26 protein-coding genes and 1 pseudogene are annotated in these 24,788 nt (G+C 70.3%); 10 read left to right on the top strand and 17 right to left on the bottom strand.

The genetic code is table 11. From position 1 onward, the window contains the following. Positions 1-63: 63 nt before the first annotated feature. From ADK54_RS28170 to ADK54_RS28150, 5 genes are all read right to left on the bottom strand, one after another. Positions 64-336: a hypothetical protein gene (locus ADK54_RS28170; protein ID WP_053728540.1), complete on the bottom strand. Its 273-nt coding sequence runs from the start codon at positions 334-336 to the stop codon at positions 64-66. Between the two features lie 208 nt (positions 337-544). Beyond that, positions 545-1,468, bottom strand: coding sequence for a carbohydrate ABC transporter permease (locus tag ADK54_RS28165; protein WP_053728539.1), 924 nt, complete (start codon positions 1,466-1,468; stop codon positions 545-547). Next, entirely contained in the window at positions 1,465-2,379 is a 915-nt protein-coding gene (locus ADK54_RS28160) for a carbohydrate ABC transporter permease (protein WP_053728538.1), read from the bottom strand. The genes ADK54_RS28165 and ADK54_RS28160 overlap by 4 nt, the downstream gene beginning before the upstream one ends. 71 nt (positions 2,380-2,450) lie before the next feature. Continuing rightward, positions 2,451-3,746 (bottom strand): ABC transporter substrate-binding protein, encoded by a 1,296-nt coding sequence (locus tag ADK54_RS28155; protein WP_053728537.1) that lies wholly within the window; start codon positions 3,744-3,746, stop codon positions 2,451-2,453. Between the two features lie 293 nt (positions 3,747-4,039). Continuing rightward, a complete protein-coding gene (locus ADK54_RS28150) occupies positions 4,040-4,993 on the bottom strand; it encodes an ROK family protein (RefSeq protein WP_053728536.1) in 954 nt (317 codons plus the stop codon). A gap of 159 nt (positions 4,994-5,152) precedes the next feature. Between ADK54_RS28150 and ADK54_RS28145 the strand changes: the two genes are divergently transcribed. Next, positions 5,153-6,190 (top strand): LacI family DNA-binding transcriptional regulator, encoded by a 1,038-nt coding sequence (locus tag ADK54_RS28145; protein ID WP_053728535.1) that lies wholly within the window; start codon positions 5,153-5,155, stop codon positions 6,188-6,190. 169 nt (positions 6,191-6,359) lie between these two features. Here ADK54_RS28145 and ADK54_RS28140 read toward each other — a convergent pair whose 3' ends face one another. Next, complete coding sequence (locus tag ADK54_RS28140) at positions 6,360-7,640, bottom strand: RNA-guided endonuclease InsQ/TnpB family protein (protein WP_053728534.1); 1,281 nt, start codon at positions 7,638-7,640, stop codon at positions 6,360-6,362. Positions 7,641-7,663: 23 nt separating this feature from the next. Here ADK54_RS28140 and tnpA point away from each other — a divergent pair. Then, positions 7,664-7,870 (top strand): annotated as a pseudogene (gene tnpA, locus ADK54_RS42705) (IS200/IS605 family transposase); the annotation flags it as partial. 238 nt (positions 7,871-8,108) lie between these two features. Here the strand turns inward: tnpA and ADK54_RS28130 are convergent. From ADK54_RS28130 to ADK54_RS28110, 5 genes are all read right to left on the bottom strand, one after another. Further along, complete coding sequence (locus ADK54_RS28130) at positions 8,109-9,407, bottom strand: DUF6986 family protein (RefSeq protein ID WP_053728533.1); 1,299 nt, start codon at positions 9,405-9,407, stop codon at positions 8,109-8,111. A gap of 162 nt (positions 9,408-9,569) precedes the next feature. Continuing rightward, on the bottom strand, positions 9,570-10,532 hold the full coding sequence (locus tag ADK54_RS28125; protein ID WP_053728532.1) for an electron transfer flavoprotein subunit alpha/FixB family protein: 963 nt from the start codon (positions 10,530-10,532) through the stop codon (positions 9,570-9,572). A gap of 105 nt (positions 10,533-10,637) precedes the next feature. Beyond that, the gene (locus tag ADK54_RS28120) at positions 10,638-11,423 is read right to left on the bottom strand and encodes an electron transfer flavoprotein subunit beta/FixA family protein (protein WP_053728531.1); all 786 of its coding nucleotides are present in this window, start codon (positions 11,421-11,423) and stop codon (positions 10,638-10,640) included. Between the two features lie 199 nt (positions 11,424-11,622). After that, on the bottom strand, positions 11,623-12,132 hold the full coding sequence (locus tag ADK54_RS28115; protein WP_053728530.1) for a flavin reductase family protein: 510 nt from the start codon (positions 12,130-12,132) through the stop codon (positions 11,623-11,625). A 222-nt stretch (positions 12,133-12,354) separates the two neighbouring features. Further along, positions 12,355-12,708 (bottom strand): TlpA family protein disulfide reductase, encoded by a 354-nt coding sequence (locus tag ADK54_RS28110; RefSeq protein ID WP_053728529.1) that lies wholly within the window; start codon positions 12,706-12,708, stop codon positions 12,355-12,357. Positions 12,709-12,941: 233 nt separating this feature from the next. Here ADK54_RS28110 and ADK54_RS28105 point away from each other — a divergent pair, with 233 nt between their 5' ends. Continuing rightward, positions 12,942-13,673: a lysophospholipid acyltransferase family protein gene (locus ADK54_RS28105; RefSeq protein ID WP_053728528.1), complete on the top strand. Its 732-nt coding sequence runs from the start codon at positions 12,942-12,944 to the stop codon at positions 13,671-13,673. A 4-nt stretch (positions 13,674-13,677) separates the two neighbouring features. Here ADK54_RS28105 and ADK54_RS28100 read toward each other — a convergent pair whose 3' ends face one another. From ADK54_RS28100 to ADK54_RS28080, 5 genes are all read right to left on the bottom strand, one after another. Continuing rightward, positions 13,678-14,382, bottom strand: coding sequence for a B3/4 domain-containing protein (locus ADK54_RS28100; protein ID WP_053728527.1), 705 nt, complete (start codon positions 14,380-14,382; stop codon positions 13,678-13,680). A gap of 13 nt (positions 14,383-14,395) precedes the next feature. Continuing rightward, the gene (locus ADK54_RS28095) at positions 14,396-14,995 is read right to left on the bottom strand and encodes a transglutaminase-like domain-containing protein (protein WP_053728526.1); all 600 of its coding nucleotides are present in this window, start codon (positions 14,993-14,995) and stop codon (positions 14,396-14,398) included. An 82-nt stretch (positions 14,996-15,077) separates the two neighbouring features. After that, positions 15,078-16,139 (bottom strand): threonine aldolase family protein, encoded by a 1,062-nt coding sequence (locus tag ADK54_RS28090; protein WP_199827042.1) that lies wholly within the window; start codon positions 16,137-16,139, stop codon positions 15,078-15,080. Continuing rightward, the gene (locus ADK54_RS28085) at positions 16,136-16,882 is read right to left on the bottom strand and encodes an SDR family oxidoreductase (RefSeq protein ID WP_053728524.1); all 747 of its coding nucleotides are present in this window, start codon (positions 16,880-16,882) and stop codon (positions 16,136-16,138) included. The genes ADK54_RS28090 and ADK54_RS28085 overlap by 4 nt, the downstream gene beginning before the upstream one ends. A 26-nt stretch (positions 16,883-16,908) precedes the next feature. Next, the gene (locus tag ADK54_RS28080) at positions 16,909-18,309 is read right to left on the bottom strand and encodes a DUF6421 family protein (RefSeq protein WP_053728523.1); all 1,401 of its coding nucleotides are present in this window, start codon (positions 18,307-18,309) and stop codon (positions 16,909-16,911) included. Between the two features lie 363 nt (positions 18,310-18,672). Here ADK54_RS28080 and ADK54_RS28075 point away from each other — a divergent pair, with 363 nt between their 5' ends. Both ADK54_RS28075 and ADK54_RS28070 read left to right on the top strand, forming a co-directional pair. Beyond that, on the top strand, positions 18,673-19,317 hold the full coding sequence (locus tag ADK54_RS28075) for a PadR family transcriptional regulator (protein ID WP_199827041.1): 645 nt from the start codon (positions 18,673-18,675) through the stop codon (positions 19,315-19,317). A gap of 331 nt (positions 19,318-19,648) precedes the next feature. Then, positions 19,649-20,332 carry a glycerophosphodiester phosphodiesterase gene (locus ADK54_RS28070; protein WP_053728521.1) on the top strand — a complete coding sequence of 228 codons (684 nt, stop codon included), beginning with the start codon at positions 19,649-19,651 and terminating at the stop codon, positions 20,330-20,332. Positions 20,333-20,339: 7 nt separating this feature from the next. On the opposite strand, the gene ADK54_RS28065 is transcribed toward ADK54_RS28070, so the two are convergent. Beyond that, complete coding sequence (locus tag ADK54_RS28065) at positions 20,340-20,888, bottom strand: GNAT family N-acetyltransferase (RefSeq protein WP_053728520.1); 549 nt, start codon at positions 20,886-20,888, stop codon at positions 20,340-20,342. A 75-nt stretch (positions 20,889-20,963) separates the two neighbouring features. Between ADK54_RS28065 and ADK54_RS28060 the strand changes: the two genes are divergently transcribed. From ADK54_RS28060 to ADK54_RS28040, 5 genes are all read left to right on the top strand, one after another. Further along, the gene (locus ADK54_RS28060; protein ID WP_053728519.1) at positions 20,964-21,350 is read left to right on the top strand and encodes a VOC family protein; all 387 of its coding nucleotides are present in this window, start codon (positions 20,964-20,966) and stop codon (positions 21,348-21,350) included. A gap of 174 nt (positions 21,351-21,524) precedes the next feature. After that, positions 21,525-22,088, top strand: a complete 564-nt coding sequence (locus ADK54_RS28055; RefSeq protein WP_053728518.1) for a DUF5134 domain-containing protein — start codon at positions 21,525-21,527, stop codon at positions 22,086-22,088. A gap of 200 nt (positions 22,089-22,288) precedes the next feature. Beyond that, complete coding sequence (locus ADK54_RS28050; RefSeq protein ID WP_053728517.1) at positions 22,289-23,224, top strand: M56 family metallopeptidase; 936 nt, start codon at positions 22,289-22,291, stop codon at positions 23,222-23,224. Between the two features lie 34 nt (positions 23,225-23,258). After that, on the top strand, positions 23,259-23,930 hold the full coding sequence (locus ADK54_RS28045) for a phosphatase PAP2 family protein (protein ID WP_053728516.1): 672 nt from the start codon (positions 23,259-23,261) through the stop codon (positions 23,928-23,930). 19 nt (positions 23,931-23,949) lie between these two features. Beyond that, a complete protein-coding gene (locus ADK54_RS28040) occupies positions 23,950-24,654 on the top strand; it encodes an HAD family hydrolase (protein WP_053728515.1) in 705 nt (234 codons plus the stop codon). Positions 24,655-24,788 lie beyond the last annotated feature (134 nt).

Here is a 24,788-nt window from a genome sequence, read left to right as displayed (position 1 = left end):
GGGTGCTGTCACCTGCAGCTTGACCGATCCTGACCGGCAGAGCGAGGGAATTTCGATCAGTGCTCAGGCCGCGAGCGGGATGCTGGGCGCGATGAAGTAGCCGTCCCGGTCGTACCAGCGGATCTCGGTGATGCGCACGTCGTGGAACCCGGTGCGCTGGAAGATGGGATCCATGAGGGCGGCCCCCTCGGGTGCGTCGGACGTCTCCAGGTCGAGGATGGTGACGGTGGGGTTCACGGGACTCGGCCGACGGGCTATCTCGCGGCCGGGCAACGGGTTGTGCGCGGAATCGAAGTCGTGCAGGAGCGCGGTGGCTACGTGCAGTTCGACGGTCATGGCGACCTCCGAGTTCAGGCTGCGACTGCCCGTGCGGCGGCCGGGCGGTGGCAGGCGCGTATCTGCTTAGGGTCGCAGACCTTCTGGCGGACGCCTTGAGGGGCCCTGGATTGCCGCTTGAGCCGGCCTGGACGGCCGGTCGCGGGGCCGACGAGCCCGACTGGTTTCCCGGCCGGGCCCGCCTCCCTGACGATCCGTCAACTATCCGCTACCCCTTGCTCGACCCCAGCGTGAGCCCCGCGATGAAGTGCCGTTGCAGCAGCAGGAACACGATCAGGGTCGGCAGCGCGACGATCACCGAGCCCGCCGCCAGCAAGTTGTAGTCGGTGAAGAATTGGCCTCTCAGGTTGTTCAGCGCCGAGGTGATCGGGAGTTTGTCGCCGTCGGACATGAAGACCAGGGCCCACAGGAAGTCGTTGTACATCCAGGTGAACTGGAGGGTTGCCAGCGCCGCGAGGGCCGGGCGGCACAGGGGCAGGGTGATGCGCCAGTACTGGGTCCACACGCCGGCGCCGTCGACGATCGCCGCCTCCAGGATCTCCTGCGGCAGGGTGCGCATGAAATTGGCCAGCACGAAGACGCAGAACCCGATCTGGAAGCCGACCTGGACGGCGATGACGGCCCAGTACGAGTCGAACATCGTCATCGAGTCGGACATCCAGTACGGCAGCGGGATGCGGTTGAACACGACGTACAGCGGTGTCACGATCACCTGCTGCGGCAGCAGGTTGCCCGCCGTGAACAGCATCAACAGGACGATTCCGCCCCGGAGTTTGAGGCGGGACACGGCGAACGCCACGAACGCGGCGAAGAACAGGACGAGGATCACGCCCGGCACCGCGATGATCAGGGTGTTGACGAAGTACTTCGTCATGCCCGAGTCGGTGAACGCCTGCTTGTAGTAGGCGAAGGAGAGGTGCTTGGGGAGCGAGAAGTAGCCGTCGCGCGAGGTCTCCTCGTACGGGCGCAGCGACGCGTACACGGCGAGCAGCAGCGGTGCGAGGAAGGCGAGCGAGACCGCCATCAGGAACGCGTGCACGCCGAGGCGGCCCGGGCGCACCCGGCGCCGGCGGGTGGCGGGGGCCGTCGCCGGGGCGGTGGTCGTGGGCGCGGGGGCGGTGTGCGTGGTCATCGGTTCTTCTCCCCTCGGATCTCCTGGACCAGGTACGTGATGACGAACCCGAGGGAGACGGTCAGCAGCACCACGGCGATCGCCGAGCCGAAGCCGATGCGGCTGGCCTCGCCGATGATGTTGTCGGTGACGAGCACCGAGAGCACTTCGAGGCCGTTGCGCCCGTGGTTGACGGCGTACACGATGTCGAAGGCGCGCAGCGACTCGATGACCGTGATGACGCCGACGATGACGTTGACCGGGCGCAGCGTGGGGAAGACGACCCGGAAGAAGGTCTGGCGCTCGCTCGCGCCGTCGATGGCCGCGGCCTCCTTGAGCGAGGGGTCGACGGCTTTCAGCCCCGCGAGGTACAGGATCATCACGTAGCCGGTGTGCCGCCAGGCCGCGGCCAGCAGGATCATCCAGATGTTCAGGTTCGGGTCGCCGAGCCAGTCGGTCGGGTTGCTCTTGTCGCCGAGCACGGCGTTGAGCGCTCCCTGGTCGCGGGAGAAGACCAGTTGGGCGATGAACCCGACGACGGCGAGGGAGAGGACGACCGGCATGTACAGCGTCGACTGGTAGAAGCGGCTGAACCGCACGCCCTTGTCGATGAGGACGGCGAGCAGCAGCCCGAACGGCGTTGCCACGAAGCCGAGTACGCCCAGCCACATCAGGTTGTGCCGGACCGCCGGCCAGAACGGCGGGTAGTTGGTGAAGAGGTCGGTGTAGTTCTGCGTGCCGACCCATTTGATGTCGCCGATGCCGTCCCAGCTGGTGAAGGACAGGACGACGGAGGCGAGGGTCGGGCCCCACACGATGGCGATGTCGAGCAGGACGGGCAGTCCAAGCAGCACGCCGAGGACGACGAGGTCGCGGGCGGTGAACCGCCTGGGGCCCCGTCGTCCTGCGCGCCGCGCGGTGATGAGCGCCACGGCTGAGTACTCCAAGTGGAAGCAATCGACGGTCAGTTGGGAGAGCGCTGAGCCCCCTCGGGCCCGGGCTCTTAGCCCTCGGTGGCGAAGATGGACTTCTTCTGCCGTTCGATGTCGTTGACGAGGCCGTCGACGTCCTTCGGGTTGCCGATGAACTTCTGGATGGCCGGGATCATCACGGTGGAGGCGAAGTCGGGGCGGGTGTCCCGGTCGAGGAACTGCGAGATCTGCTTGGCCCCGGAGACGAGCTCGACGGCCTTCTTCTGCAGCGCGCTGTACTTCGCCGTGTCCGCCCCGGAGTTGACCGCGATGTTGTTCGGGTCGCCCGCTAGGTAGACGTCCTCCGCCTGGGGCGTGGCGAGCCACTTGAGCAGGTCCTTGGCGCTCTCCATGGACTGCTTGTTCTTCAGCTCCTTGGCGTTCTTGGCGAGCAGGAAGCCGTCGATGGGCGCCTCGACCGCGTCCTGTCCGTACTGCGGGTTGATCTCCGGGAACGGGAAGAACGCGATGTCGTCCTGGTCGGCCTTGGGGAACTGCTGGCCCACGTGCGGCAGTCCGAACACCGCCATGCCCGACTGCTTCTTCTGGAGGCTCTGCGCGGCCTCCTGCCAGGTGCGCCCGTTGGCGCCCTGCTGGCAGTATGGAAGGATGCGGCGCCAGCTGTCGAAGACGTCCTTGACCCGCTTGTCGGTCCACGCCTCCTTGCCGGCCATCAGGGACTTGTGGAAGTCGTAACCGTTGGTGCGCATGTTGAGGTAGTCGAAGGTGCCCATGGCGGGCCAGCCGTCCTTGTCGCAGAACGCGATCGGATCGAGCTTGTCCTTCTGCATCTGCTTGGCCAGGTCCACGTACTGGTCGAAGGTCTTCGGCGCGGTGTAGCCGTGCTGCTCGAAGACGCTCGCGCGGTGGAAGACCGCCCACGGGTAGTAGTAGTACGGCACGAAGTACTGCTTGCCGTCCGCGCCGGTCGACTGCGCCTTGAGCGCGTCGGAGAAGCCCTGGAAGCCCGACCACAGGTCGCTGATGTCGTACAGCAGCCCCTTCTGCGCGAAGAACTGCATGCGGTAGCCCGCGAACCACATGAAGACGCCGTCCGGCTTGCCCTGCAGATAGCGGTTGATGTTCTCCTGGAAGGTGTTGTGGTCAACGGTGTTGACCTTGATCTTGCGGCCTTCCTTGGACTGCTTCTCGTACGCCGCGAACGCGTCGGCGAACGCCTTCTTGGGGACGGCGTCCGAGGAATTCGAGCCCATCCGGATCGTCTTGGTGTCCCCGCCGGGCCCGCTGCCGCACGCCGCGAGCAGCGAGGGCAGCGTGACCGCCCCAGCTCCGATCGCCGCACCACGCAGAAGATTCCGCCGGGACATCCGATGTCCTGCCACGCTACTGGGCGTTATAGGACCGTTGAACGATGACTGCGCCATGTCCCCCTCCTCCGGGGTGCAACCCAACACAACCAAACGCGAGGCTTGGATCACACCCCCAAGTCAGGGCGTCGTCAAGGGTTTTGACGCAAAGCCGAGCAACCGTTACCGCTTCTCATCCAACAGACTCCAACAAGCCCTACCGGAAACGCTCGTCACTGGCGGGTGGTTGGCAGGGGCATGAAGTCGTCCTACCTTGCCCCTTTTTGACTCCGTGGGCAAAGACGTCGGAGCAGTTACTTCAGCAACGCCGCCTCGTCCGACCGCCGCGCCGAGGCGGCCGCGGCCGCCCCCACCAGACCCGCGTCCGTACCCATCAGCGCGGGCGCGACAGTGAGGCGCTGGACGAAGGAGAGCGTGGCGTAGTCGCGCAGGGCCCGGCGCAGCGGGGTGAAGAGGACGTCGCCCGCGCCGGCCACTCCCCCGCCTATCACCGCGATGTCGATCTCGACCAGCGTCGCGGTCGCGGCGATGCCGGCCGCCAGCGCCTGGGCGGCACGCTCGAAGGAGGAGGCGGCGACGGGGTCGCCGGTCCGGGCGGCTGCGGCGACGGCGGCGGCCGAGGCGTCGCCGTCGGGGCCGGGGCGCCAGCCGTTCTCCAGGGCCCGGCGGGCGATGTTGGGGCCGCTGGCGATCCGTTCCACACAGCCGCGCGCACCGCACGGGCAGGCGTCGCCGTCGAGGTCGACGCAGATGTGGCCGATGTGGCCCGCGTTGCCGGTGGGGCCGGGGTGCAGTTTGCCGCCGAGAACGAGGCCGCCGCCGACGCCGGTCGACACGACCATGCACAGTGCGTTGTCATGGCCGCGGGCGGCGCCGAGCCAGTGTTCGGCGGCGGCCATCGCGACGCCGTCGCCGACGAGCTCGACGTCGAGGCCGCCGGTGACCGCGCGCACCCGCTCGACCAGCGGAAAGCCGCGCCAGCCGGGGATGTTGACGGGGCTGACCGTGCCGGCCGAGGCGTCCACGGGCCCGGCGCTGCCGATGCCGACCGCGCCCGTACGCTCCCACAGCGGGGATCCGGTCAGCTCGGCGAGGACCGCCTCGGCCGCGCGCATCACCGTGTCGCCGTCCTCATGGGCGGGAGTCGGCCGCTGGGCGCGGACGAGCAGCCGTCCGGCGGCGTCCACCAGGGCTCCGGCGATCTTGGTGCCGCCGATGTCGAGCGCGGCCACGAGGTCGGTGTGCATCGAGGTCGGATCTCCTGGTGAAGGCCGGGTAACAGCAGGTCAAGATGAGAGTCTCCACGCATGTGACAACGTTGTCCAGGGCCTATGCTCGACGCCACACGCACCGTTATGGCACTCGACCGCGCCGGACGGCTCCCGACGACGACAGGACAGCGCACTGTGGCCGAGAACGCCCGCCACCACGAGCCCCGCTACGGCAACCGTCCGACGATGAAGGATGTCGCCGCGCGCGCCGGTGTCGGCCTCAAGACGGTGTCCCGGGTGGTCAACGGTGAGCCCGGGGTGACCCCGGACACCGAGCGGCGGGTGCAGGAGGCCATCGAGGCGCTGGGCTTTCGCCGCAACGACAGTGCGCGGGTGCTGCGCAAGGGCCGCACCGCGTCGATCGGCCTGGTCCTCGAAGACCTCGCCGACCCGTTCTACGGGCCGCTCAGCCGGGCCGTCGAGGAGGTCGCGCGGGAGCACGGGGCGCTGCTCATCAACGGTTCCAGCGCCGAGGACGCGGACCGCGAGCAGGAGCTGGTCCTCGCGTTCTGTGCCCGCCGGGTCGACGGCCTCATCGTGATCCCCGCCGGGTCCGACCACCGCTATCTCGAACCGGAGATAAAGGCGGGCGTGGCGACGGTGTTCGTGGACCGCCCGGCCGGGCGGATCGACGCCGATGTGGTCCTGTCCGACAGCTTCGGCGGTGCCCGCGCGGGCGTGGCCCACCTCATCGCGCGGGGTCACCGGCGGATCGGCTTCATCGGCGACCAGCCCCGCATCCACACGGCCACCGAGCGACTGCGCGGCTACCACGCGGCGATGGCGGACTCGGAGCTGCCGGTCGACGACGCCTGGGTGTCGCTGGGCTCGACCTCCCCCGAGCGGGTGCGCGCGGCGGCCGAGTCGATGCTGACCGGGCCGGACGCGGTCACCGCGCTGTTCGCGGGCAACAACCGAGTGACGGTCACGGCGGTACGGGTCCTGGCGGGCCGCGAGCGCCCGGTGGCCCTGGTCGGCTTCGACGACATCGAACTGGCCGACCTGCTCGGCATCACGGTGATCTCGCAGGACGCCGCCACCCTCGGCCGCACGGCGGCGGAGCTGCTCTTCCGGCGTCTGGACGGCGCCGACGAGACGCCCACCCGCGTCGAACTGCCCACCGTGCTGATCCAGCGCGGCTCGGGCGAGATCCCGCCGCCCGCGGACGCGTAGCGCGCGGATCGGCACGTCCCGCTGAGCGTCAGCAGGTCTTGAAGCCCGGCACCGGTCGGCTCGGTTCAGCAGGTCTTCAGGCCCGGCACCGGCTGGTCGTTGTCGCCGCCCTTGAGGTAGACGACGGTGACTTGAAGTGCTCTCCCGGCTGAGGCCTGGAGATTCCTGCTTACCTCGCGGCAGCGGGCTTGACGCGCTTGGCACGCCTGACGACTGCCCTCCCGGCAGCCGGGATGAGCGCGAGGCCCATCCGGTACAGGTGCAAGACGTTCCGGGCCGCGTTGTGGTCGGCGTTGCCCGACCAGCCGCAGCCCGGGTTCTTGCACACGAACACGGCCTGGGACTCCCGGCTGCCAGGCGTGGTGAAGCCACACGCTGAGCAGCGCTGTGAGGTACCGGGGGCGGGGACCTTGTGCAGGGTGCCGCCATGCTGGGCGGTCTTGTACGTCAGCATGGTGACCGTGCGGCCCCATGCCTCCCCGCTGATGGAGCGGTTCAGCCCGGACTTCCGGGCGACGTTCTTCCCCGGCTCCTCGATGGTTCCCCTGGCCGACTTGACCATGTTCGTGATGGTGAGCGCTTCGACCACGACGGTGCCGTATGTGCGGGCGATGGCGGTGGTCGTCTGGTGCTGCCAGTCCAGGGCCCGGCGCTTGGCTTTCGCGCGCAGTCCTGCGATCTGGTCGTAGGTGCGGTGCAGTCGGCGGCTGGTGCGCTCGCCGGACTTGCGGTGCTGCTTACGCCGCGCGGCGCGCTGCTCCAGGTGCAGAAGCCTGGCCTTCTCCTTGCCGGTCACACATTCGCCATGCTCGTACGTTTCGCCGTCCGAGAGGGCTATGGGCACGATGACGCCGACGTCGATGCCGACGTCCGGCTCCTGGTGAGGCTTCGGCTTGACCTCCAGGGTCTGAACACGGAAGGCGACGTGCCAGCCGAGCGCGTCCCTGACCAGGCGCGCCCCGGTGATCCGGTTCTCCGTATTGGCACGCTTGCCGACCGGAAGGCCTTTGGTCCACCGGAAGCGGACCCGGCCCGCCTTGGGAATGTTGACCTGCCCCCAGCGGCGGTGCACACGGACGATGTTCAGGTCCCGGCCCTGCGGGATGTCCACGGACATCACCGTGCGGAGGCGGCCCTTGAAGTTCGGGGCGTCGGCGCGGCCCTCCCAGCAGTTCTTCCACGCCCGGAAGTACGCCTTGAGCACCCCTTGCGCGGCCTGAGCGGGCAGGACAGCAAGGAAGTCGATGTCCTCGCGGGCCTGGCGGATCGCGGCGTCCGCGTTCGCAAGAGTCCGCATTTCCTGCGGCATCATCCGCCACCACGCGTGCAGCAGGTTCCACATCGTGCGGGCCGCGTGCGCCTGATCATCCGCCGCGCGAACCCCGGCAGGCGACAGTGCAAGCCGGGCACGGTGCCCGAACTGCTGGCTGGCCAGGGTGTCTTGACTCACGATCGAGAACCTAGCAATGGTCTATGTCACCGCGCTGGAACCCTCATCCCGATGTCAGAACCGGTCGCCATGTTGTCTACAACCTGCACGTTCACTTGGTTTTTGTCACTAAGTACCGGCGGGAGGCGTTCACCGACGCCATGCTGACCCGCACCGAAGAGATCATGCGGGATGTCTGCGCCGACTCCGAGGCCGAGCTGAAACAGTTCAACGGCGAACAGGACCACGTCCGCCAGCGGTACATCGGAAACCAGCAGCGCCCCGTCTGACCCGTCACACCGGGGACAGAGCACTCCGGCGCTCCGCGCCTCCAGGCCAAGAATGGCCTTCACCCCGCCCTAGAGGGCGAGCGCTGGCCAAGATCGGGGGTAGACACACCGCTGCCCCGTCCCTCTGTGGCGGTTGTGGTCGCGTACAGAGTACGGGGCAGCGGTGACAGTCCTCGGGGCCCGTCCGGTCCCGGCTGTGCTACGGGGCGGTGACGGTGAGGGTGCCGCGGCGGGGCGAGGCGAACGCGTCGAGGTCGGCGCGGGTCAGGCCGGTCAGGCGGGCCACCTCGGCGTTGTCGAGGGCCCCGCAGTCCAGGCCGCGCAGCAGGTAGCCGCTGAGCGCCTTGGCGGTGGCGGGCTCGTCCATGACGTCGCCCGCGGTCTTGGCGACGTACGCGGCGAGGCGTCCGGCGGCCTGCTCCAGGCCCTCGCGGTAGAAGGCGTACACGGCCGCGTAACGGGTCGGCATGTGGCCGGGGTGCATGTCCCAGCCCTGGTAGTAGGCGCGGGCCAGGGCGCGGCGGGTGAGGCCGTAGTGCAGGCGCCAGGCCTCGTGGACGTGCGCGGTCGAGCCGATGGGCAGCACGTTGGTCGAGCCGTCCGAGACGCGTACGCCGGTGCCCGCGGCGGCGACCTGCATGACGGCCTTGGCGTGGTCGGCGGCGGGGTGGTCGCTGGCCTGGTAGGCGGCGGAGACGCCGACGCAGGCGCTGTAGTCGAAGGTGCCGTAGTGCAGGCCGGTGGCACGGCCCTGGGCGGCGTCGATCATCTTGGCGACGGCGGCGGTGCCGTCGGCGGCCAGGATGGACTGGCTGGTCTCGATCTGGATCTCGAAGCCGAGCCGGCCCTCGGGCAGGCCGTGCGCCTTCTCGAAGGCGCTGAGCAGCCGTACGAAGGCCGTGACCTGCTCGGGATAGGTCACCTTCGGCAGCGTGAGCACGAGGCCCTCGGGCAGGCCGCCGTGCCGCATCAGCGTGGTGAGGAAGACGTCGGTGGTGCGGATGCCTCGGTCGCGGACGGCGGCTTCCATGCACTTCATGCGGATGCCCATGTACGGGGCGGCGGTGCCGTTCTTGAAGGCCTCGGCGATGAGGCGGGCGGCGCGGGCGGCGTCGGCGTCCTCCTCGGCGTCGGGGCGCGGGCCGTAGCCGTCCTCGAAGTCGACGCGCAGGTCCTCGATGGGCTCGCGCTGGAGCTTGGCGCGGACGCGGTCGTACACGGGCTGGGCGAGTTCGTCGGCGATGCCGAGGACCTTGGCGAAGGAGGCGGCGTCCGGGGCGTGCTCGTCGAGGGCGGCCAGCGCCTGGTCACCCCAGGCGCGGATGGTGCCCGCGTCGAAGACGTCGCCGGGTACGTAGACGGTGTGTACGGGCTGGCGGGTGCCGGGGTCGCCCGGGTATCGGCGGGCGAGCTCCTCGTCCACCGCCACGAGGGAGGCACTGATCTCCTCGCTGACGACGCCGGCGAGGCTCGTTGCCACCTGCTCCTGCTGACCCATCCTGCACCCTCCACACTGTCGAACTTTTCCGCTGAACGGAATCAACAATCCGTATGGCGAAGTTAGTAGGCCGCCTCTCCTACGTCAATGGTTGTCCGAAACGCCCGGGGGCCGCGCGGTGAAGATCACCACGCGGCCCCCGGGCCGGATAGAACTCGCAGGTCAGCCCTTGCGGGAGTTGACCTCTTCGGTCAGCTGCGGGACGACCTGGAACAGGTCGCCGACCACGCCGTAGTCGACCAGGTCGAAGATCGGGGCCTCGGCGTCCTTGTTGACGGCCACGATGGTCTTCGAGGTCTGCATGCCGGCCCGGTGCTGGATGGCGCCGGAGATGCCGTTGGCGATGTAGAGCTGCGGCGAGACGGACTTGCCGGTCTGGCCGACCTGGTTGGAGTGCGGGTACCAGCCGGCGTCCACCGCGGCGCGCGAGGCGCCGACGGCCGCGCCGAGCGAGTCGGCGAGGGCCTCGATGATCCCGAAGTTCTCGGCGCCGTTGACGCCGCGGCCGCCGGAGACCACGATCGCGGCCTCGGTCAGCTCGGGGCGGCCGGTCGACTCGCGCGCGGTGCGCGAGGTGACCTTGGTGCCGGTGGCGAGCGCGGAGAAGGTGACCGACAGGGCCTCGACGGCGCCCGCGGCCGGGGCGGCCTCCACGGCGGCCGAGTTCGGCTTGACCGTGATGACCGGGGTGCCCTTGGAGACGCGGGACTTGGTGGTGAAGGAGGCGGCGAACACGGCCTGCGTGGCCACCGGACCCTCGTCACCGGCCTCCAGGTCGACGGCGTCGGTGATGATGCCGGAGCCGATGCGGACCGCGAGGCGGGCCGCGATCTCCTTGCCCTCGGCGGAGGACGGGACGAGCACGGCGGCCGGGGAAACGGCGTCGTACGCGGCCTGGAGGGCGTCCACCTTCGGTACGACGAGGTACTCGGCGAACTCGGGGGCGTCGGCGGTGAGGACCTTGACCGCGCCGTGCTCGGCGAGCGCGGCGGCGGTGTTCTCGGCGCCCGCGCCGAGGGCGACGGCGACCGGCTCGCCGATGCGGCGGGCCAGCGTCAGCAGCTCAAGGGTGGGCTTGCGGACGGCACCGTCCACGTGGTCGACGTAGACCAGAACTTCAGCCATGGGACTTCAATCTCCTGCAAGTGCGAAGAAAAGACGGGCAGTTGAGGGGCTCGGCGAGCCCTAAGTGCGGGGTCGGCCCGGAACGTTCCCGGACCGCCGGAACACTTAGATGAACTTCTGGCTCGCCAGGAACTCTGCGAGCTGCTTGCCGCCCTCGCCCTCGTCCTTGACGATCGTGCCGGCCGTGCGGGCCGGGCGCTGGGCCGCGGAGTCCACCGCGGTCCAGGAGCCTTCGAGGCCGACCTCGTCGGCGTCGATGTCCAGGTCGCCCAGGTCCAGGGACTCCACCGGCTTCTTCTTGGCGGCCATGATGCCCTTGAAGGACGGGTAGCGGGCCTCGCCCGACTGGTCCGTCACCGACACGACGGCCGGCAGGGACGCCTCAAGCTGCTCGGAGGCGGTGTCGCCGTCACGGCGGCCCTTCACCGTGCCGTCCTCGACGGAGACCTCGGAGAGCAGCGTGACCTGCGGGACGCCGAGGCGCTCCGCGAGCAGCGCCGGCAGGACACCCATGGTGCCGTCGGTGGACGCCATGCCGCAGATGACCAGGTCGTAGCCGGTCTTCTCGACGGCCTTGGCCAGGACCAGCGAGGTGCCGATCACATCGGTGCCGTGCAGGTCGTCGTCCTCGACGTGGACGGCCTTGTCGGCGCCCATCGAAAGCGCCTTGCGCAGCGCGTCCTTGGCGTCCTCGGGGCCGACGGTCAGCACGGTGATCTCCGCGTCGTCCGCCTCGTCGGCGATCTGCAGTGCCTGCTCGACCGCGTACTCGTCGAGCTCCGAAAGGAGGCCGTCGACGTCGTCGCGGTCGACGGTCAGGTCATCGGCGAAGTGCCGGTCGCCGGTGGCGTCGGGCACGTACTTCACACAGACAACGATCCTCAAGCTCACGCCGGCTCTCCTACTGCATCGTCATTTCTGGGCTGCCTTGATGCACGCAGCATAGGCGCCTGATGGGGCGGTTTCCGGTCGGGGCGACCGGCGCTCCGAACGAAATATTACTCGCCAGTACACCCAGCTTGTTCCCAGTAAGCAAGCGCTTTGAACTGTGACCTTGCCAACGCTGAGTAATCGAACCGGTGAGGAACTCTCAGTCGCGCAGCGCGTTGAAGCGGCCCTGGTGGTAGAGCAGCGGGCGGCCGGCGCCCGCGGGGTCGCCGACGACGGCCTGGCCGAGCACGATGCGGTGGTCGCCGGCCGGAATGCGGGCCACGACCTTGCAGACCAGCCAGGCAAGGACGCCGTCCAGGACGGGCACGCCTTCGGGGCCGGTACGCCAGTCGGTGGCCGGGCCGAACCGGTCGGCGCCGCTGCGGGCGAAGGTGGCGGCCAGGTCCTGCTGGTGCTCGCCCAGTATGTGCACGCCGATGTGGTCGGCCTCGGCGACGACGGGCCAGCTGGAGGACCCGGTGCCGATGCCGAAGGAGATCAACGGGGGCTCCGCGGCCACCGAGTTGAGCGAGGTCGCGGTGAAGCCGACAGGTCGGCCGCCGCGCTGGGCGGTGATCACCGCGACGCCCGCGGCGTGCTGACGGAAGACTGACTTGAGCAGTTCGGGAGAGGCGGTCTGAGGGGTACCGAGCTCGGGCGAGGCCGTCATGGAATTGTCCTTCTGCGATGGGTGCGACGGGGGCTGCGGGTGTTCAGCAGCCCGGACAGCGCGCGCTCGCGTTGCGGGCGAGGTCCACGTGGGCGCGTCCATGAAGAAGGAGATCTGTCGGCACATCGTCAGACTGACGATTCGGCACGGCCGCAGTCAAGTGGCTTCCGGGATATGGGAGATGCCTCACTGCGAGCGCCGACGAGAAATCCGGCGCGCACCTCACACCGCCTGCCCGAGCGCCGCGATGACGTCGGCGCGGCGCGGCTGTCCGGACGCCCGGCGCACGATGCGGCCCGTCGCGTCGAGCACGAGCACGGTCGGGGTGCGCGCGATCTCCAGGTCCCGTACGAGCGCGAGCCGCTCCTCGGCGTCGATCTCCACGTGCGCGACACCGTCCACCATCGCGGCCACCTCGGCCAGGGTGCGCCGGGTCGCCCGGCAGGGCTGGCAGAACGCGCTGGAGAACTGCACCAGCGTGGCCCGCCGCCCGAGCCCGCACCCCAGCTCGGCCTCGCCGAGCCTGCGCCCGCCGTCGTCCACCACGCCGCCTCCCACTGCCGCTGCCCCGCCCATGTCTTCACGCGGCCACTACCTGCACTGTCGTACGGTTGCAGCGCGTATCGGTCCGCAATGATTCCCCCGGCCCCGACCTGCGAAGACGTGACGAGAATCTCCCCTGCGCACAGCGCCAGGACTGGCCAGCTCGGCGCGCATCGGGCACCATCTGCCCAAAGCCTAAAACCTACGGCTGCGTAACTTATTCTCCGGGAGCACCCTCCCCGGGCACACGAAGGGTCTCCCCTCAGATGGCAGAACTCGTCTATCGGCCGGTCATCGGCGCCGCACGCACGATGTTCAAGGCGCTCGACCTGAAGATCGACACCCAGGGTTCGGAGAACATCCCGCGCACGGGCGGGGCGGTGCTCGTCAGCAATCACATCAGCTACCTCGACTTCATCTTCACCGGGCTCGCGGCGCTGCCGCAGAAGCGGCTCGTGCGCTTCATGGCCAAGGAGTCGGTGTTCCGGCACAAGATCTCCGGCCCGCTGATGCGTGGGATGAAGCACATTCCGGTCGACCGCAAGCAGGGCGAGGACGCCTACCAGCACGCGCTCGCATCGCTGCGTTCCGGTGAGGTGATCGGTGTGTTCCCGGAGGCGACGATCTCGCAGTCCTTCACGCTGAAGAGCTTCAAGTCGGGTGCGGCGAGGCTCGCCCAGGAGGCCGGGGTTCCGCTGGTCCCGATGGCGCTGTGGGGCACCCAGCGGGTGTGGACCAAGGGGCGGCCGCGCAATTTCAAGCGCAGCCACATCCCCGTCACGATCCGCGTCGGCGAGCCCGTGGAGGCGCCCGCCGACCAGTACGCGGGCGCCATCACACGGCGACTGCGCGAACGCTGCCAGGAGCTGCTCGAAGCAGCCCAGCGCGCCTATCCCGTACGCCCGAAGGACGCGAGCGACACCTGGTGGGTGCCGGCCCACCTGGGCGGTACGGCGCCGACGCCCGAGCAGGTGAAGGACGCCGAGGCCAAGGGCTGAATCGTCACTCCATTACGGATGCGGCGACCGGGGGGTGGACGGTGATCCGCGCCCCGGGGCTGAACTTCTCCAGGATTTCGGCCAGTTCGGCGCCGGCCGTGACCAGGTCGCGGTGCGGCGCCATGCCCTCCAGGAGGAAGAGCGCGTTGACCGACTCCTCGGTGAGCCTGGTCCGCACTCCCTGGCGCCAGTTCCAGCGGCGGCAGGTGACGCCCTCGTCGTCGCACCACACCACTTCGCCCGCGTCCGGGCGCTCGACGACCGCCTCGCCTCCCGCGACCGTGTGGAACGGCTCCTCGCCGGTGGCCCGCACCAGACGCATCGCCCCCTTGATGTGATCGGTGTCCTCGCCGCCGACCGGGACGAGGTGGGCGACGCTGATCGCGTTGTACGCGTCGACGAGCCGGTTGATGCGCGGCAGCCCGCCGTCGGCCAGGGCCCGCTTGGCGAGCGCCTCGGCCGAGTTGCGGGTGCGGTTCGGCTTGGAGCCGAAGGCGGTGTAGGCGGCGCGCCAGGCGACCATGTGCGGATCCTCGTGCGGGGCCCGGCCGTCGAGCCGCGCGGCGAGCCGCCACGCGGCGTCGTCGAGCAGCGCCGAACTCGCCTCGTCACTGGGCGCGTTGACGAGTCCGTACGCCTCGACGGCGACGTGGGTGAAGCCGGGTGCGATGGCCCTGACGTCGTCGGACACGGCGAGTGTGAGCGTCATGATCGGTGGTGCCTCACAGTTCGGTCGGATAGATCGGCCACAGCGACGGCCGGTCGGGGGCGGCTCGCAGAGCGCTCATGACCGCCGGATGAGGTACATCGTAAAGCACCGGGTAGTCCACTTCACTAAACTCCGGCCGAGCCTTCCACGCAAGGCGCTCCTCGTCGAGCGAGAACTGGGCGTCGACCCCCGGCTTGTTGCCGCGCGCATCGACGCGCGCCCACGCGTTCCCGCCGGGCAGCCGGACGGCGACCAGGCCGTGAATGAAGGGGTTGGAGCCGTCGTCGTCGGCCAGCCGCTGGTAGCAGAAGGCGGCCGGGATCCCTTCGGCGCGCAGCAGCGCGGCCAGGGCGTGCGACTTGGCGCAGCAGATGCCGGTGCGCTCGGCGAGGACGTCGGAGGCCCGCCAGGTCACCCGCAGGTCGCCGGAGTCCTGGGAGTGCGGGACCTCGTCCCGGATGAATTCGTAGGCGGCTTTGGCGTATGAGTATGCGTTCGTGGCGCCGGACGTGAGCCGGGCGGCCGTCTCGCGCACCAGCGGGTGCTCATGGTCGATGACCTCATCCGCGGCGAGGTAGGCGGCGAGTCGGGGATGGTGCTGGATGAGTTCCATGGCAGGCGAGCGTACGAATGCGGCCGCCCGCAAGTCAATGACTTTACGAACAGCCGCATAGGTATCCATATGTCCGGGCCGGTTAGCGGGCCATCTCTTCCTTCAGCGCCGCCAGGAAGCCGTCGACGTCGTCCTCAGTGGTGTCGAAGGAGCACATCCAGCGGACGTCGCCGGCGTTCTCGTCCCAGAAGTAGAAGCGGTAGCGCTTCTGGAGCCGCTCGCTCACGTCGTGCGGCAGGCGCGCGAAGACGGCGTTGGCCTGCACCTCGTGGAGGATCTCCACGCCGTGGACCTGGCGCACGCCCTCGGCGAGGCGCTGGGCCATCGCGTTGGCGTGCCGGGCATTGCGCAGCCACAGGTCCTTGGCGAGCAGCGCCTCCAACTGCACGGAGACGAAGCGCATCTTGGAGGCCAGTTGCATGGACATCTTGCGGATGTGCTTCATCTGCTGGACCGCGTCCGGGTTGAGGACGACGATCGCCTCGCCGAACAGCATCCCGTTCTTGGTGCCGCCGAACGACAGGACGTCCACGCCGACCGCGTTGGTGAACGTACGCATCGGAACGTTCAGCGAGGCGGCCGCGTTGGATATGCGGGCCCCGTCGAGGTGGACCTTCATGCCGCGCTCGTGGGCGTGCTCGCAGATCGCCTTGATCTCGTCGGGCGTGTAGACCGTGCCCAGCTCGGTGTTCTGGGTGATCGAGACGACCTGCGGCATCGCCCGGTGCTCGTCCTCCCAGCCCCAGGCCTGCCGGTCGATGAGCTCGGGCGTCAGCTTCCCGTCGGGCGTCGACACGGTGAGCAGCTTGAGCCCGGCCATGCGCTCGGGAGCGCCGCCCTCGTCGACGTTGATGTGCGCGGTCTCGGCGCACACGACCGCACCCCAGCGGTCGGTCAGCGCCTGGAGCGCGGTGACGTTGGCCCCGGTCCCGTTGAAGACCGGGAAGGCCTCGGCGCCCGCGCCGAAGTGGCTGTGCATGACGCGCTGGAGGTGGTCGGTGTAGTCGTCCTCGCCGTACGCGATCTGGTGACCGCCGTTGGCGAGCGTGAGGGCCGCGAGGACCTCGGGGTGCGCGCCGGCGTAGTTGTCGCTGGCGAAGCCGCGCACCGCCGGGTCGTGGTGCTGTCGCGCGTCGGTCCTCACGGCTTGGGGGTCAGCCACAGGCGCTGTCCATTCACTTCCTGGGCGGGCCGGTCCCAGACGCCGGCGATGGCGTCGGCCAGTTCCTTGACGTCGGTGAAGCCCGCGAACTTCGCATTGGGTCGCTCGGCGCGCATCGCGTCGTGCACCAGTGCCTTGATCACCAGGATCGCAGCAGCGGCCGTCGGCCCGTCCTCGCCCCCTGCCTTGCGGAAGGAGTCGCCGAGCGCCAGCGTCCACGCCTCGGCGGCGGCCTTGCCCGCGTTGTACGCGGCGTTGTTCGCGGTGGGCTTGTGCGCGCCGGACTGGCTGACCAGCACGAAACGGCCCCGGTCGCTGCGCAGCAGCGGGTCGTGGAAGGCCAGCGAGGTGTGCTGGACGGTCTTGATCAGGAGCTTCTCCAAGAGCTCCCAGTCGGCCAGGTCGGTCTCCGGGAAGGAGGTGCTGCCGCGCCAGCCGCCGACGAGGTGGACCATGCCGTCGATCCGCCCGAAGTCCTTCTGGATGCGGTCGGCCCAGTCGCGGGTGGCCTGGAGGTCGAGGAGGTCGACGGTGTCCCCGGTGACGGTGGCGCCGCCGTGCGCGTACCGCGCGGCGTCCACGGCCTCGGCCAGGCGCGCGGCGTCCGCGTCGGCGCCCACGACGATCGCGCCCGCCTCGGCGAGCCGCAGCAGGGCGGCCCGGCCGGCCGGTCCCGCGGCTCCCGCCACGGCGACGACGGCGCCGTTGAGAGGTCCGTTGTTCATTTTCCTCGCCCCTTCCGTACGAGAGCTCACGCGGCAGCCCCGACCGAGCCGGAAGCGGCGGTGATCCCCTTGGTGGAGGCGATCACGTCCTTCAGCTTCTTGGAGAGCGCCTCATAGAACATGCTGAGCGGAAACTCGTCCGGAAGCACGTCGTCGACGAGCTTGCGGGGCGGCTGGGAGAGGTCCAGGGCGTCGGGGCCCTTGGCCCAGCGCGATCCCGGGTGCGGGGCGAGGTAGGTGGAGACCAGCTCGTACGCGGCGAACCAGTGCACCAGCTTCGGCCGGTCGATGCCGTCGCGGTAGAGCTTCTCGATCTCGGCGCACAGCTGGTTGGTGACCTGGGGGGCGCGGTCCCAGTCGATGTGCAGCTTGTTGTCGGTCCAGCGCACCACGTCGTGCTTGTGCAGGTAGGCGAAGAGGAGCTGACCGCCGAGCCCGTCGTAGTTGCGGACGCGGTCGCCGGAGACCGGGAAGCGGAACATCCGGTCGAAGAGCACGGCGTACTGGACGTCACGGCCGTGCCGGTTGCCCTCGGCGTCCAGCTTCACGGCCTCCTTGAAGGCGGTGAGGTCACAGCGCAGCTCTTCGAGGCCGTACATCCAGAACGGCTGGCGCTGCTTGATCATGAAGGGGTCGAACGGCAGGTCGCCGTGGCTGTGGGTGCGGTCGTGGACCATGTCCCAGAGCACGAAGGCCTGCTCGCAGCGCTCCTGGTCGGCCACCATCTCCCGGATGTCCTCGGGCAGTTCGAGCCCGAGGATGCGTACCGAAGCCTCGGTGACGGCACGGAAGCGGGCCGCCTCGCGGTCGCAGAAGATGCCGCCCCAGGTGAAGCGCTCGGGGGCCTCGCGCACGGCGATCGTCTCGGGGAAGAGGACGGCCGAGTGCGTGTCGTAGCCCGAGGTGAAGTCCTCGAAGGTGATGCCGCAGAACAGCGGGTTGTCGTAGCGCGTGGCTTCCAGCTCTGCGAGCCACTCGGGCCACACCATGCGCAGCACGACCGCTTCGAGATTGCGGTCGGGGTTGCCGTTCTGCGTGTACATGGGGAACAGGACCAGGCGCTGGAGTCCGTCGGCGCGGTCGGCGGCCGGGTGGAACCGCATCAGCGAGTCCAGGAAGTCCGGCACGTCGAAAGCGCTGTCGGCCCATTTACGCAGGTCGCCGACCAGCGCGTGGTGGTAGGCGGCGTCGTGCGGCAGCAGCGGGGAGAGCTGCTCGACCGCGGCTATGACCTGGTCCAGGGTGGCCTCGACGACGGCGCGGAGCGGGGCGCCCTCGGCGTCGAAGTCGATCGAGCCGTCCTTGGACTGCCAGGGCCGGATCTCCTCGACGGCATTCTTGAGCGCGGTCCATGCGGGGTGGTCGACCACCCGCCGGTCGGATACTGCGCCCCCCACGGCCGGGTCCTGCACAAGAATTTCCGTCATGTCACTTCCTCCACAGGAGAACCTCGCGTTAAGACACCGTATCCGCGTTCGCTTCCCCCGCTCAAGAGGTATCTCAATAAATTATCCTGCCATCCCGCTTTCGCACCGCTCTTCTTCCTGTGTTAACGCAATGGCACGGCTATGGCTGCGGCGTGGCCGGTGATCGCGACCCGGCCTTCGGCGATCGGGCGGGCACCGGCATGATCGGGCGCGGGCCGATACCGACCGATGCGGATCGGTACGGATCGCAACGGAGCCGATGCGGATCGGTGGGATCTGCCAACCGCACCTCCAAGATCACGGAGCTTCTCACGGGCCCTTCAGGGGTTGTGCCCGTGCGCCGCGCTCACTTCAATTCGCCATATGACTAGTCGTCAGTTCTCCAACGGGCAGTACGCGGCACGGCGGTTGCCGCCGACGGCATGGGCGGTGCTCGGGCTGCTCTCGTTCCCCGGCGAGCGGACCGGCTACGAGCTCAAGAAGTGGGCCGACGGCTCCCTGCGGTTCTTCTACTGGTCCCCCGCGATCAGCCAGATCTATGCCGAGCTGCGCCGCCTTGAGGCGCTCGGGTACGCCACGTCCCGCCGCTCGGGGCCCGAGGAGCCGCGCGCCAAGCGGCGCTACGCGATCAGCGAGGCCGGCCGCGACGCGCTCGCCGAGTGGGCCGACTCCCCGGAAGTCGCGGGCCCGCCCGTCCTCAAGCATCCGCTGGTGCTGCGGATCTGGCTCGGGCACCTGGCGGCGCCGGACCGGCTGCGCGCCCTGGTCGAGGAGCACCTCGCCCGCACCGAGGCCGAACTGAAGGAGGTGCGGGCCGCGCTGGCCCGTACCGAGGACGACGAGCAGTGGGCACATCCGCGGATCGCGCTGCGCTGGAGCGAGCTGCGGGAACTGGCCGAGCTGGAGCTGGCACGGGAGATGCTCGCCGATCTGGACCGGCTGGCGCCGCCGCCGGGTGGAGAGCAGGGTGGAGAACCGGACAATCACGACGGCTGGCCCGGCCCCTGATGAGGCCCGGACGCCAAGGACGTCAAGGGCCGGAGGAATCGCCCACGGGCGGGTGACACGGGTTGGCCCGCGCGGGGTGCGCACAGGTAGGACGGAGTCCTTCCGTCCGTCGCCCGCACCCCGGAGCCGCCCCCGTGAGTACCCGCGCAGTGCTTGTCGCCGCCGTCATCACCGGCCTCATCCTTGGGATCGCGTCAACCCGCGCGGAGGAGTCCGATGCCCCGCGCGAGCCGGGGTCCGTTGCGGTGGCGGGCCGTTAGGCTGCGGCTGCCGCGTGCGCACGGGACCGCCGCACGCGCCAATACCGCCGTCGACGGAAGCGAGGCCTGTCTTGACGTTCCTCACCATCGGTCATCGCGGGGTCATGGGTGTCGAGCCGGAGAACACCCTGCGTTCCTTCGTCCGCGCAGAACGCGCGGGCATGGACGTCATCGAACTCGATCTGCACCTCAGCAAGGACGGCGCCCTCGTCGTCATGCACGACGCCGAGGTCGACCGCACCACGGACGGAAGGGGCCCCATCGGCGAGATGACCCTGGCCGAGCTGCGGGAGCTGGACGCGGGTCAGGGCGAACGCATCCCCGTGTTCGAGGAAGTGCTCGACGCGGTGAAGACCCCGGTCCAGGCAGAGATCAAGGACGTCGCCGCGGCCCGCTCGCTCGCCGAGGTGATCCAGCGGCGCGATCTGGTGAGCCGGGTGGAGGTCCTGTCGTTCCACGACGAGGCGCTCGCCGAGATCGCCTCGCTCGTGCCCGGGGTGCGCACCGGGCTCGTCGACGACAGCTGGGGCCCCGATCTCATCGACCGGGCCCGGGCCGTCGGCGCGAAGACCCTGGTCCTGAGCATCCACCGGCTCACCCTGGAAACGGTCGAGCAGGCCCACGCGGCGGGGCTCAAGGTGATCGGCTGGACCGTGAACACTCAGGACCATCTGCGCCTCGTGCGCGCCCTGCAACTGGACGGCGCGACGACCGACTACCCCGAGATCCGCCGCACCGGCCGCTTCACCGCGTAGCGCTCCCTCAGCCCAACTCCTTGACGAGCAGCTCGAATTCGAGGTCGTCGCGCTGCGGCAGGCCGAAGCGGTCGTCGCCGTACGGGAAGGGCGTCATCCTTCCCGTACGGCGGTAGCCGCGCCGCTCGTAGAAGGCGATGAGTTCGTCCCGTACCGAGATCACGGTCATGTGCATCTCGCGCACGCCCCACTCGGCACGGACGGTGCGCTCCGCCTCGGCGATGATCTGCTTGCCGAGGCCCGCGCCCTGGAGCGCGGGAGAGACCGCGAACATCCCGAAGTAGGCGGCGTCACCGCGGTGTTCGAGCTGGCAGCACGCGACGAGGGCCCCGTCCCGCTCCACGGTGAGCAGCTTGCTGCCCGGCGTCGTGATGACCGCGCGCACTCCGTCGGGGTCGGTGCGCTGCCCTTGCAGGATGTCGGCCTCTGTGGTCCAGCCCGCGCGGCTGGAGTCCCCGCGGTAGGCCGACTCGATGAGCGGCACCAGCGCCTCGACGTCGGCTTCGGTGGCGTCCCGGTAGCTCAGCTCTCCGGCGACACGCCTTGCGGTGTCCATCGTGCGGTCTCCCTGCTGATCGATTGCGCTGCGGCGGCCTCCCGAGCGTAACCCGGCCCGTTAGGGTCCCTTGCCATGGTGCACGTATTGAGCAGCCGGACCCTTCTGCGCCCCACCGACCCCGAGCGTTCGCGCGCCTTCTACGGCGAACAGCTCGGGCTCGCCGTCTACCGCGAGTTCGGTACGGGGCCGGAGCGCGGCACGGTGTACTTCCTGGGCGGCGGCTTCCTTGAGGTGTCCGGCCGCGCCGAGCACCCGCCGGCGCCGGGCCTCCAGCTGTGGCTCCAGGTGGCGGATGTGACGCAGGCGCACGAGGAGCTCGTGGCGCGCGGGGTGGCCGTCGCGCGGCCGCCGGTGCGCGAGCCGTGGGGGCTCGTCGAGATGTGGATCGAGGACCCGGACGGGGTGCGCATCGCGGTCGTGGAGGTCCCGGCCGACCACCCGCTGCGCTTCCGCCCCTGACGACACCGCACGGCGTTCCGCGGCTCCCGGCATCCGGGCCGTCCGGCGACCCCGGCTCTGACCGGCGAAGATCTCCCGCGCGCTCCCCTTGTGTGTCCCTGCGCCCGCGTATGCGGCCCCACGGCCGGGCATCGACCTGTCGGCAGGGCCATCCATCGAGCGGGGAGGTACGCCGTGCACGGTCCGGTGCTGCCCGGCTGGCTGCTCGTCGCACTGTGCGCGGCGACCGGCTCGTACTGTCTGCTGCGGATGCGCAGCGGTTCCGCGCAAGCCCGTGGGGCGGCGGGCGGGGAGGCGGTGATGGGGTTCGGGATGGCCGCGATGGCCGTGCCGGCCGCGTTCCTGTCCCCACCGCCGTGGCTGCCGGCGGGGTACGCGGTGATCTTCGGCGGTGCCGCGCTGCGGGCGCTGTGGCTGGCACGGGGCGGGGTGCACCATCTGCACCACGTGGTGGGCTCGCTGGCCATGGTCTACATGGCGCTCGCGATGGCGCCGGGGGCCGGGGGCGGCGCGCACGCCGGGCACGAGGGGCATGCGGCGGGCGGCGTTCCGCTGCTGACCGGGGCGCTGCTGCTGTACTTCGCGGGCTATGTCCTGTCGGCGGGGGCGCGGCTGCTGCCCACGGCGAGCGGGGGCGGATCCGTGGCGGCCGTCTCCTGGGGCGCGCGGCCCGAACTGGCGCTGGCCTGCCGCCTTTCGATGGGGGTCGCCATGCTCGCGATGCTGGGGATGGTCTGAGGCGCCCGGCGGCGCGGGCCGGGCGCTCGGGCGCATGGGCGTCGAGGGCTCGCCCGGAGACGAGGTCCGGCCGGAGCCCCCACCGGGAAGTGGGCGCCGAAGCTCCCCGTGAGACGGGTACCCGCGGCCCCGTCGTGGCGTGCGTCACTTGGCGTCCGCGGCCATACCTATGACGGCGGCCCCGCTCATAGGCTGAGACCATGACGGTCTCCCTCGCGTTGCTGGTGCTCGGCCTGGTGTCCGCCGTCGCCGCCCCGCGACTCCTCGCCCGCGCCGACTGGGTCGAGCGCGAGCCGGTGGTGGCGCTGTGGGTGTGGCAGTGCGTGGTGGCGGCGGTCCTGCTCTGCTTCGGGCTCGCGATGGTCTTCAGCGCCGCGTCCGCCTGGCAGACCGTGCGCGGCCAGGTGTTCGCGCCCGCGCCCCGCGCCGTCGTCGAGGCGTACGCGCTCGGGCCCTACGGTCCCTGGTCGGCGGCGCTCGCGGTGGTGCTCTTCCTCGGCGGCGCCTGGACCGGGGCGATGCTCACCCGGGAGATCAGGGACAGCTGGGCGCGCCGTCGCCGGCGCCGGGCGGAGCTGCGCCTCCGCTCGCCGCTGCTGCCCGGCGAGGAGCCCTCCGGCGAGCGTCTGGTGGTCCTGGAGGCGGCCCGCCCGGATGCCTGGTGGCTGCCGGGCCAGACACCCCAACTGGTCATCACCACAGCGGCACTTCAGCGCCTGAAGGGCCGTCAGCTCGATGCGGTGCTCGCCCATGAGCTCGGCCACGCGCGGGCCCGGCACGACTGGCTGCTGCACTGTTCCGGCGCGCTCGCCCGGGGGTTCCCGCAGGTGCCGGTGTTCGCCGCGTTCCGCGACGAGATGCACCGCCTGGTGGAACTGGCCGCCGACGACGTGGCGTCGCGCCGCTTCGGCCGCCTCACGATCGCGCTCGCGCTGGTCGAACTCAACGAGCACCGCGGGGTGTTCGGGCCCTGCCCCGCCCCGGACGGCCAGCTCCCCCAGCGCGTGCACCGGCTCCTGTCGGCGGCGCCGAGGCTGCCCGCGAGCCACCGCCTGCGGCTGACGGCGTACGCCGCGCTCGTGCCGGCCGTGCCGCTGGTCGTGGCCCTCGTGCCGGGCCTGCACGCCTTGGGCTAGCCGTACCCCGGCCCCATCGGCTTGGATCATCCGCATGCTGCTCGCTCCCGCCGAGGCCCGTCCGCGCCCGGTCACGCTGTTCCGTGCCGGTCTCGTCTGCTCCCTGCTCGCCGGGGTCCTGCTGGTTCTGGTGGTGGCCCAGTGGGGCCCGCTGATGGCGCTGGACCGGGCGGTCGCCGACGGGCTGCACCGCCGGGCCGTGGCCGACCCCGGCCTCACCCACGTCAACCGGGTCCTGACTGACTGGGTGTGGGATCCGTGGGCGATGCGGGCTCTGCTCGCGGTGGCCGTCGGGGTCCTGCTGTGGCGCGGCGAGCGGCTGCTCGCGCTGTGGGTCGCGGCGACGAGCGGCCTCGGTACGGCCGTGCAGCAGGGGCTGAAGGCGGCGGTGGACCGGGACCGGCCGCGGTGGCCGGACCCGGTGGACTCCGCCGGGTACGCCGCGTTCCCGTCCGGCCACGCGCTGAGCGTGACGGTCGCCTTCGGGCTGCTCGTGTGGCTGCTCGCGCTGCACGGGGCCGGGCGCCGGGCCCGTACGGCCGTGCCCGTGATCGGAGTGGTCTCCGCGCTCGGCGTGGGGTTCACGCGCCTGTTCCTGGGCGTGCACTGGCTCTCGGACGTGGTGGGCGGCTGGCTGATCGGTCTGGCGGTCGTCACGCTGAGCGCGGCGGCCCACAGGCGATGGGTCTTGAACCGCCGGGGATGAGCACGCGAGGATCACGAGCATGACGATCAAGAGCGTTCTCTTCGATTTCTCCGGCACCCTGTTCCGGATCGAGCCGGTCGACACGTGGCTCTCCGCCGTCCTCGACGCCTCCGGCATCGCTCTGCCAGACGCCGAACTCGCCCGCTGTGCAAGGGAGTTGGAGGAGGCGGGCGCGCTGCCCGGCGGCGCCAACCCGTTGCGGCTGCCCGACCAGCTGGCCGACCTGTGGGCCGTGCGCGACCGGAGCGGCGAACTCCACCGGGAGACGTACACCGGTCTCGCGCGGCAGGTGGAGCTGCCCGATCCGCGCCTGTACGACCTGCTCTACGACCGCCACAAGACCCCGGCCGCCTGGCAGCCGTACCCCGATGCGAAGCAGGTCCTCGGGGGGCTGCGGCAGCGCGGGATCACGGTCGGCGTGGTGAGCAACATCGGGTGGGACCTGCGGCCGGTCTTCCGCGCGCACGGCCTGGACGACTTCGTGGACGCGTACGTGCTGTCCTTCGAGCACGGGGTGCAGAAGCCGGACGAGCGGCTGTTCAGGGCGGCCTGCGAGGCGCTCGGGCAGGACCCGCGCGAGGTCCTGATGGTGGGCGACGACCGGCGGGCCGACGGCGGCGCCGCGGCGCTCGGCTGTGCGGTGCACTTCGTCGACCACCTGCCGGTGGACGAGCGTCCGGGCGCCCTGCTGCCGGTGCTCGCGCTGGCCGGAGAAGGCCGCTGAGCAGCCGGAAGGAGTGACCGGAAGGGGCCGGAAGAAAAGGGGGCCACCCGTCCGGGGTGATCCCCCGCGTCACCCCGAACGAGCAGCCCATGCCGCAGGTCAGACCCCGGCCAAGGGGTACCGTCCCGCGACCA

This window comes from Streptomyces sp. WM6378 (assembly GCF_001279695.1).
Lineage (GTDB): Bacteria > Actinomycetota > Actinomycetes > Streptomycetales > Streptomycetaceae > Streptomyces.
This window is presented reverse-complemented; position numbering and strand designations above follow the sequence as displayed.

Coding starts and splice junctions, on each gene's coding strand:
- ADK54_RS28170 (WP_053728540.1), bottom strand. CDS start 336: ATGACCGTCGAACTGCACGTAGCCACCGCGCTCCTGCACGACTTCGAT.
- ADK54_RS28165 (WP_053728539.1), bottom strand. CDS start 1,468: ATGACCACGCACACCGCCCCCGCGCCCACGACCACCGCCCCGGCGACG.
- ADK54_RS28155 (WP_053728537.1), bottom strand. CDS start 3,746: ATGTCCCGGCGGAATCTTCTGCGTGGTGCGGCGATCGGAGCTGGGGCG.
- ADK54_RS28150 (WP_053728536.1), bottom strand. CDS start 4,993: ATGCACACCGACCTCGTGGCCGCGCTCGACATCGGCGGCACCAAGATC.
- ADK54_RS28130 (WP_053728533.1), bottom strand. CDS start 9,407: ATGGGTCAGCAGGAGCAGGTGGCAACGAGCCTCGCCGGCGTCGTCAGC.
- ADK54_RS28125 (WP_053728532.1), bottom strand. CDS start 10,532: ATGGCTGAAGTTCTGGTCTACGTCGACCACGTGGACGGTGCCGTCCGC.
- ADK54_RS28115 (WP_053728530.1), bottom strand. CDS start 12,132: ATGACGGCCTCGCCCGAGCTCGGTACCCCTCAGACCGCCTCTCCCGAA.
- ADK54_RS28110 (WP_053728529.1), bottom strand. CDS start 12,708: ATGGGCGGGGCAGCGGCAGTGGGAGGCGGCGTGGTGGACGACGGCGGG.
- ADK54_RS28105 (WP_053728528.1), top strand. CDS start 12,942: ATGGCAGAACTCGTCTATCGGCCGGTCATCGGCGCCGCACGCACGATG.
- ADK54_RS28100 (WP_053728527.1), bottom strand. CDS start 14,382: ATGACGCTCACACTCGCCGTGTCCGACGACGTCAGGGCCATCGCACCC.
- ADK54_RS28095 (WP_053728526.1), bottom strand. CDS start 14,995: ATGGAACTCATCCAGCACCATCCCCGACTCGCCGCCTACCTCGCCGCG.
- ADK54_RS28085 (WP_053728524.1), bottom strand. CDS start 16,882: ATGAACAACGGACCTCTCAACGGCGCCGTCGTCGCCGTGGCGGGAGCC.
- ADK54_RS28080 (WP_053728523.1), bottom strand. CDS start 18,309: ATGACGGAAATTCTTGTGCAGGACCCGGCCGTGGGGGGCGCAGTATCC.
- ADK54_RS28075 (WP_199827041.1), top strand. CDS start 18,673: ATGACTAGTCGTCAGTTCTCCAACGGGCAGTACGCGGCACGGCGGTTG.
- ADK54_RS28065 (WP_053728520.1), bottom strand. CDS start 20,888: ATGGACACCGCAAGGCGTGTCGCCGGAGAGCTGAGCTACCGGGACGCC.
- ADK54_RS28060 (WP_053728519.1), top strand. CDS start 20,964: ATGGTGCACGTATTGAGCAGCCGGACCCTTCTGCGCCCCACCGACCCC.
- ADK54_RS28050 (WP_053728517.1), top strand. CDS start 22,289: ATGACGGTCTCCCTCGCGTTGCTGGTGCTCGGCCTGGTGTCCGCCGTC.
- ADK54_RS28045 (WP_053728516.1), top strand. CDS start 23,259: ATGCTGCTCGCTCCCGCCGAGGCCCGTCCGCGCCCGGTCACGCTGTTC.
- ADK54_RS28040 (WP_053728515.1), top strand. CDS start 23,950: ATGACGATCAAGAGCGTTCTCTTCGATTTCTCCGGCACCCTGTTCCGG.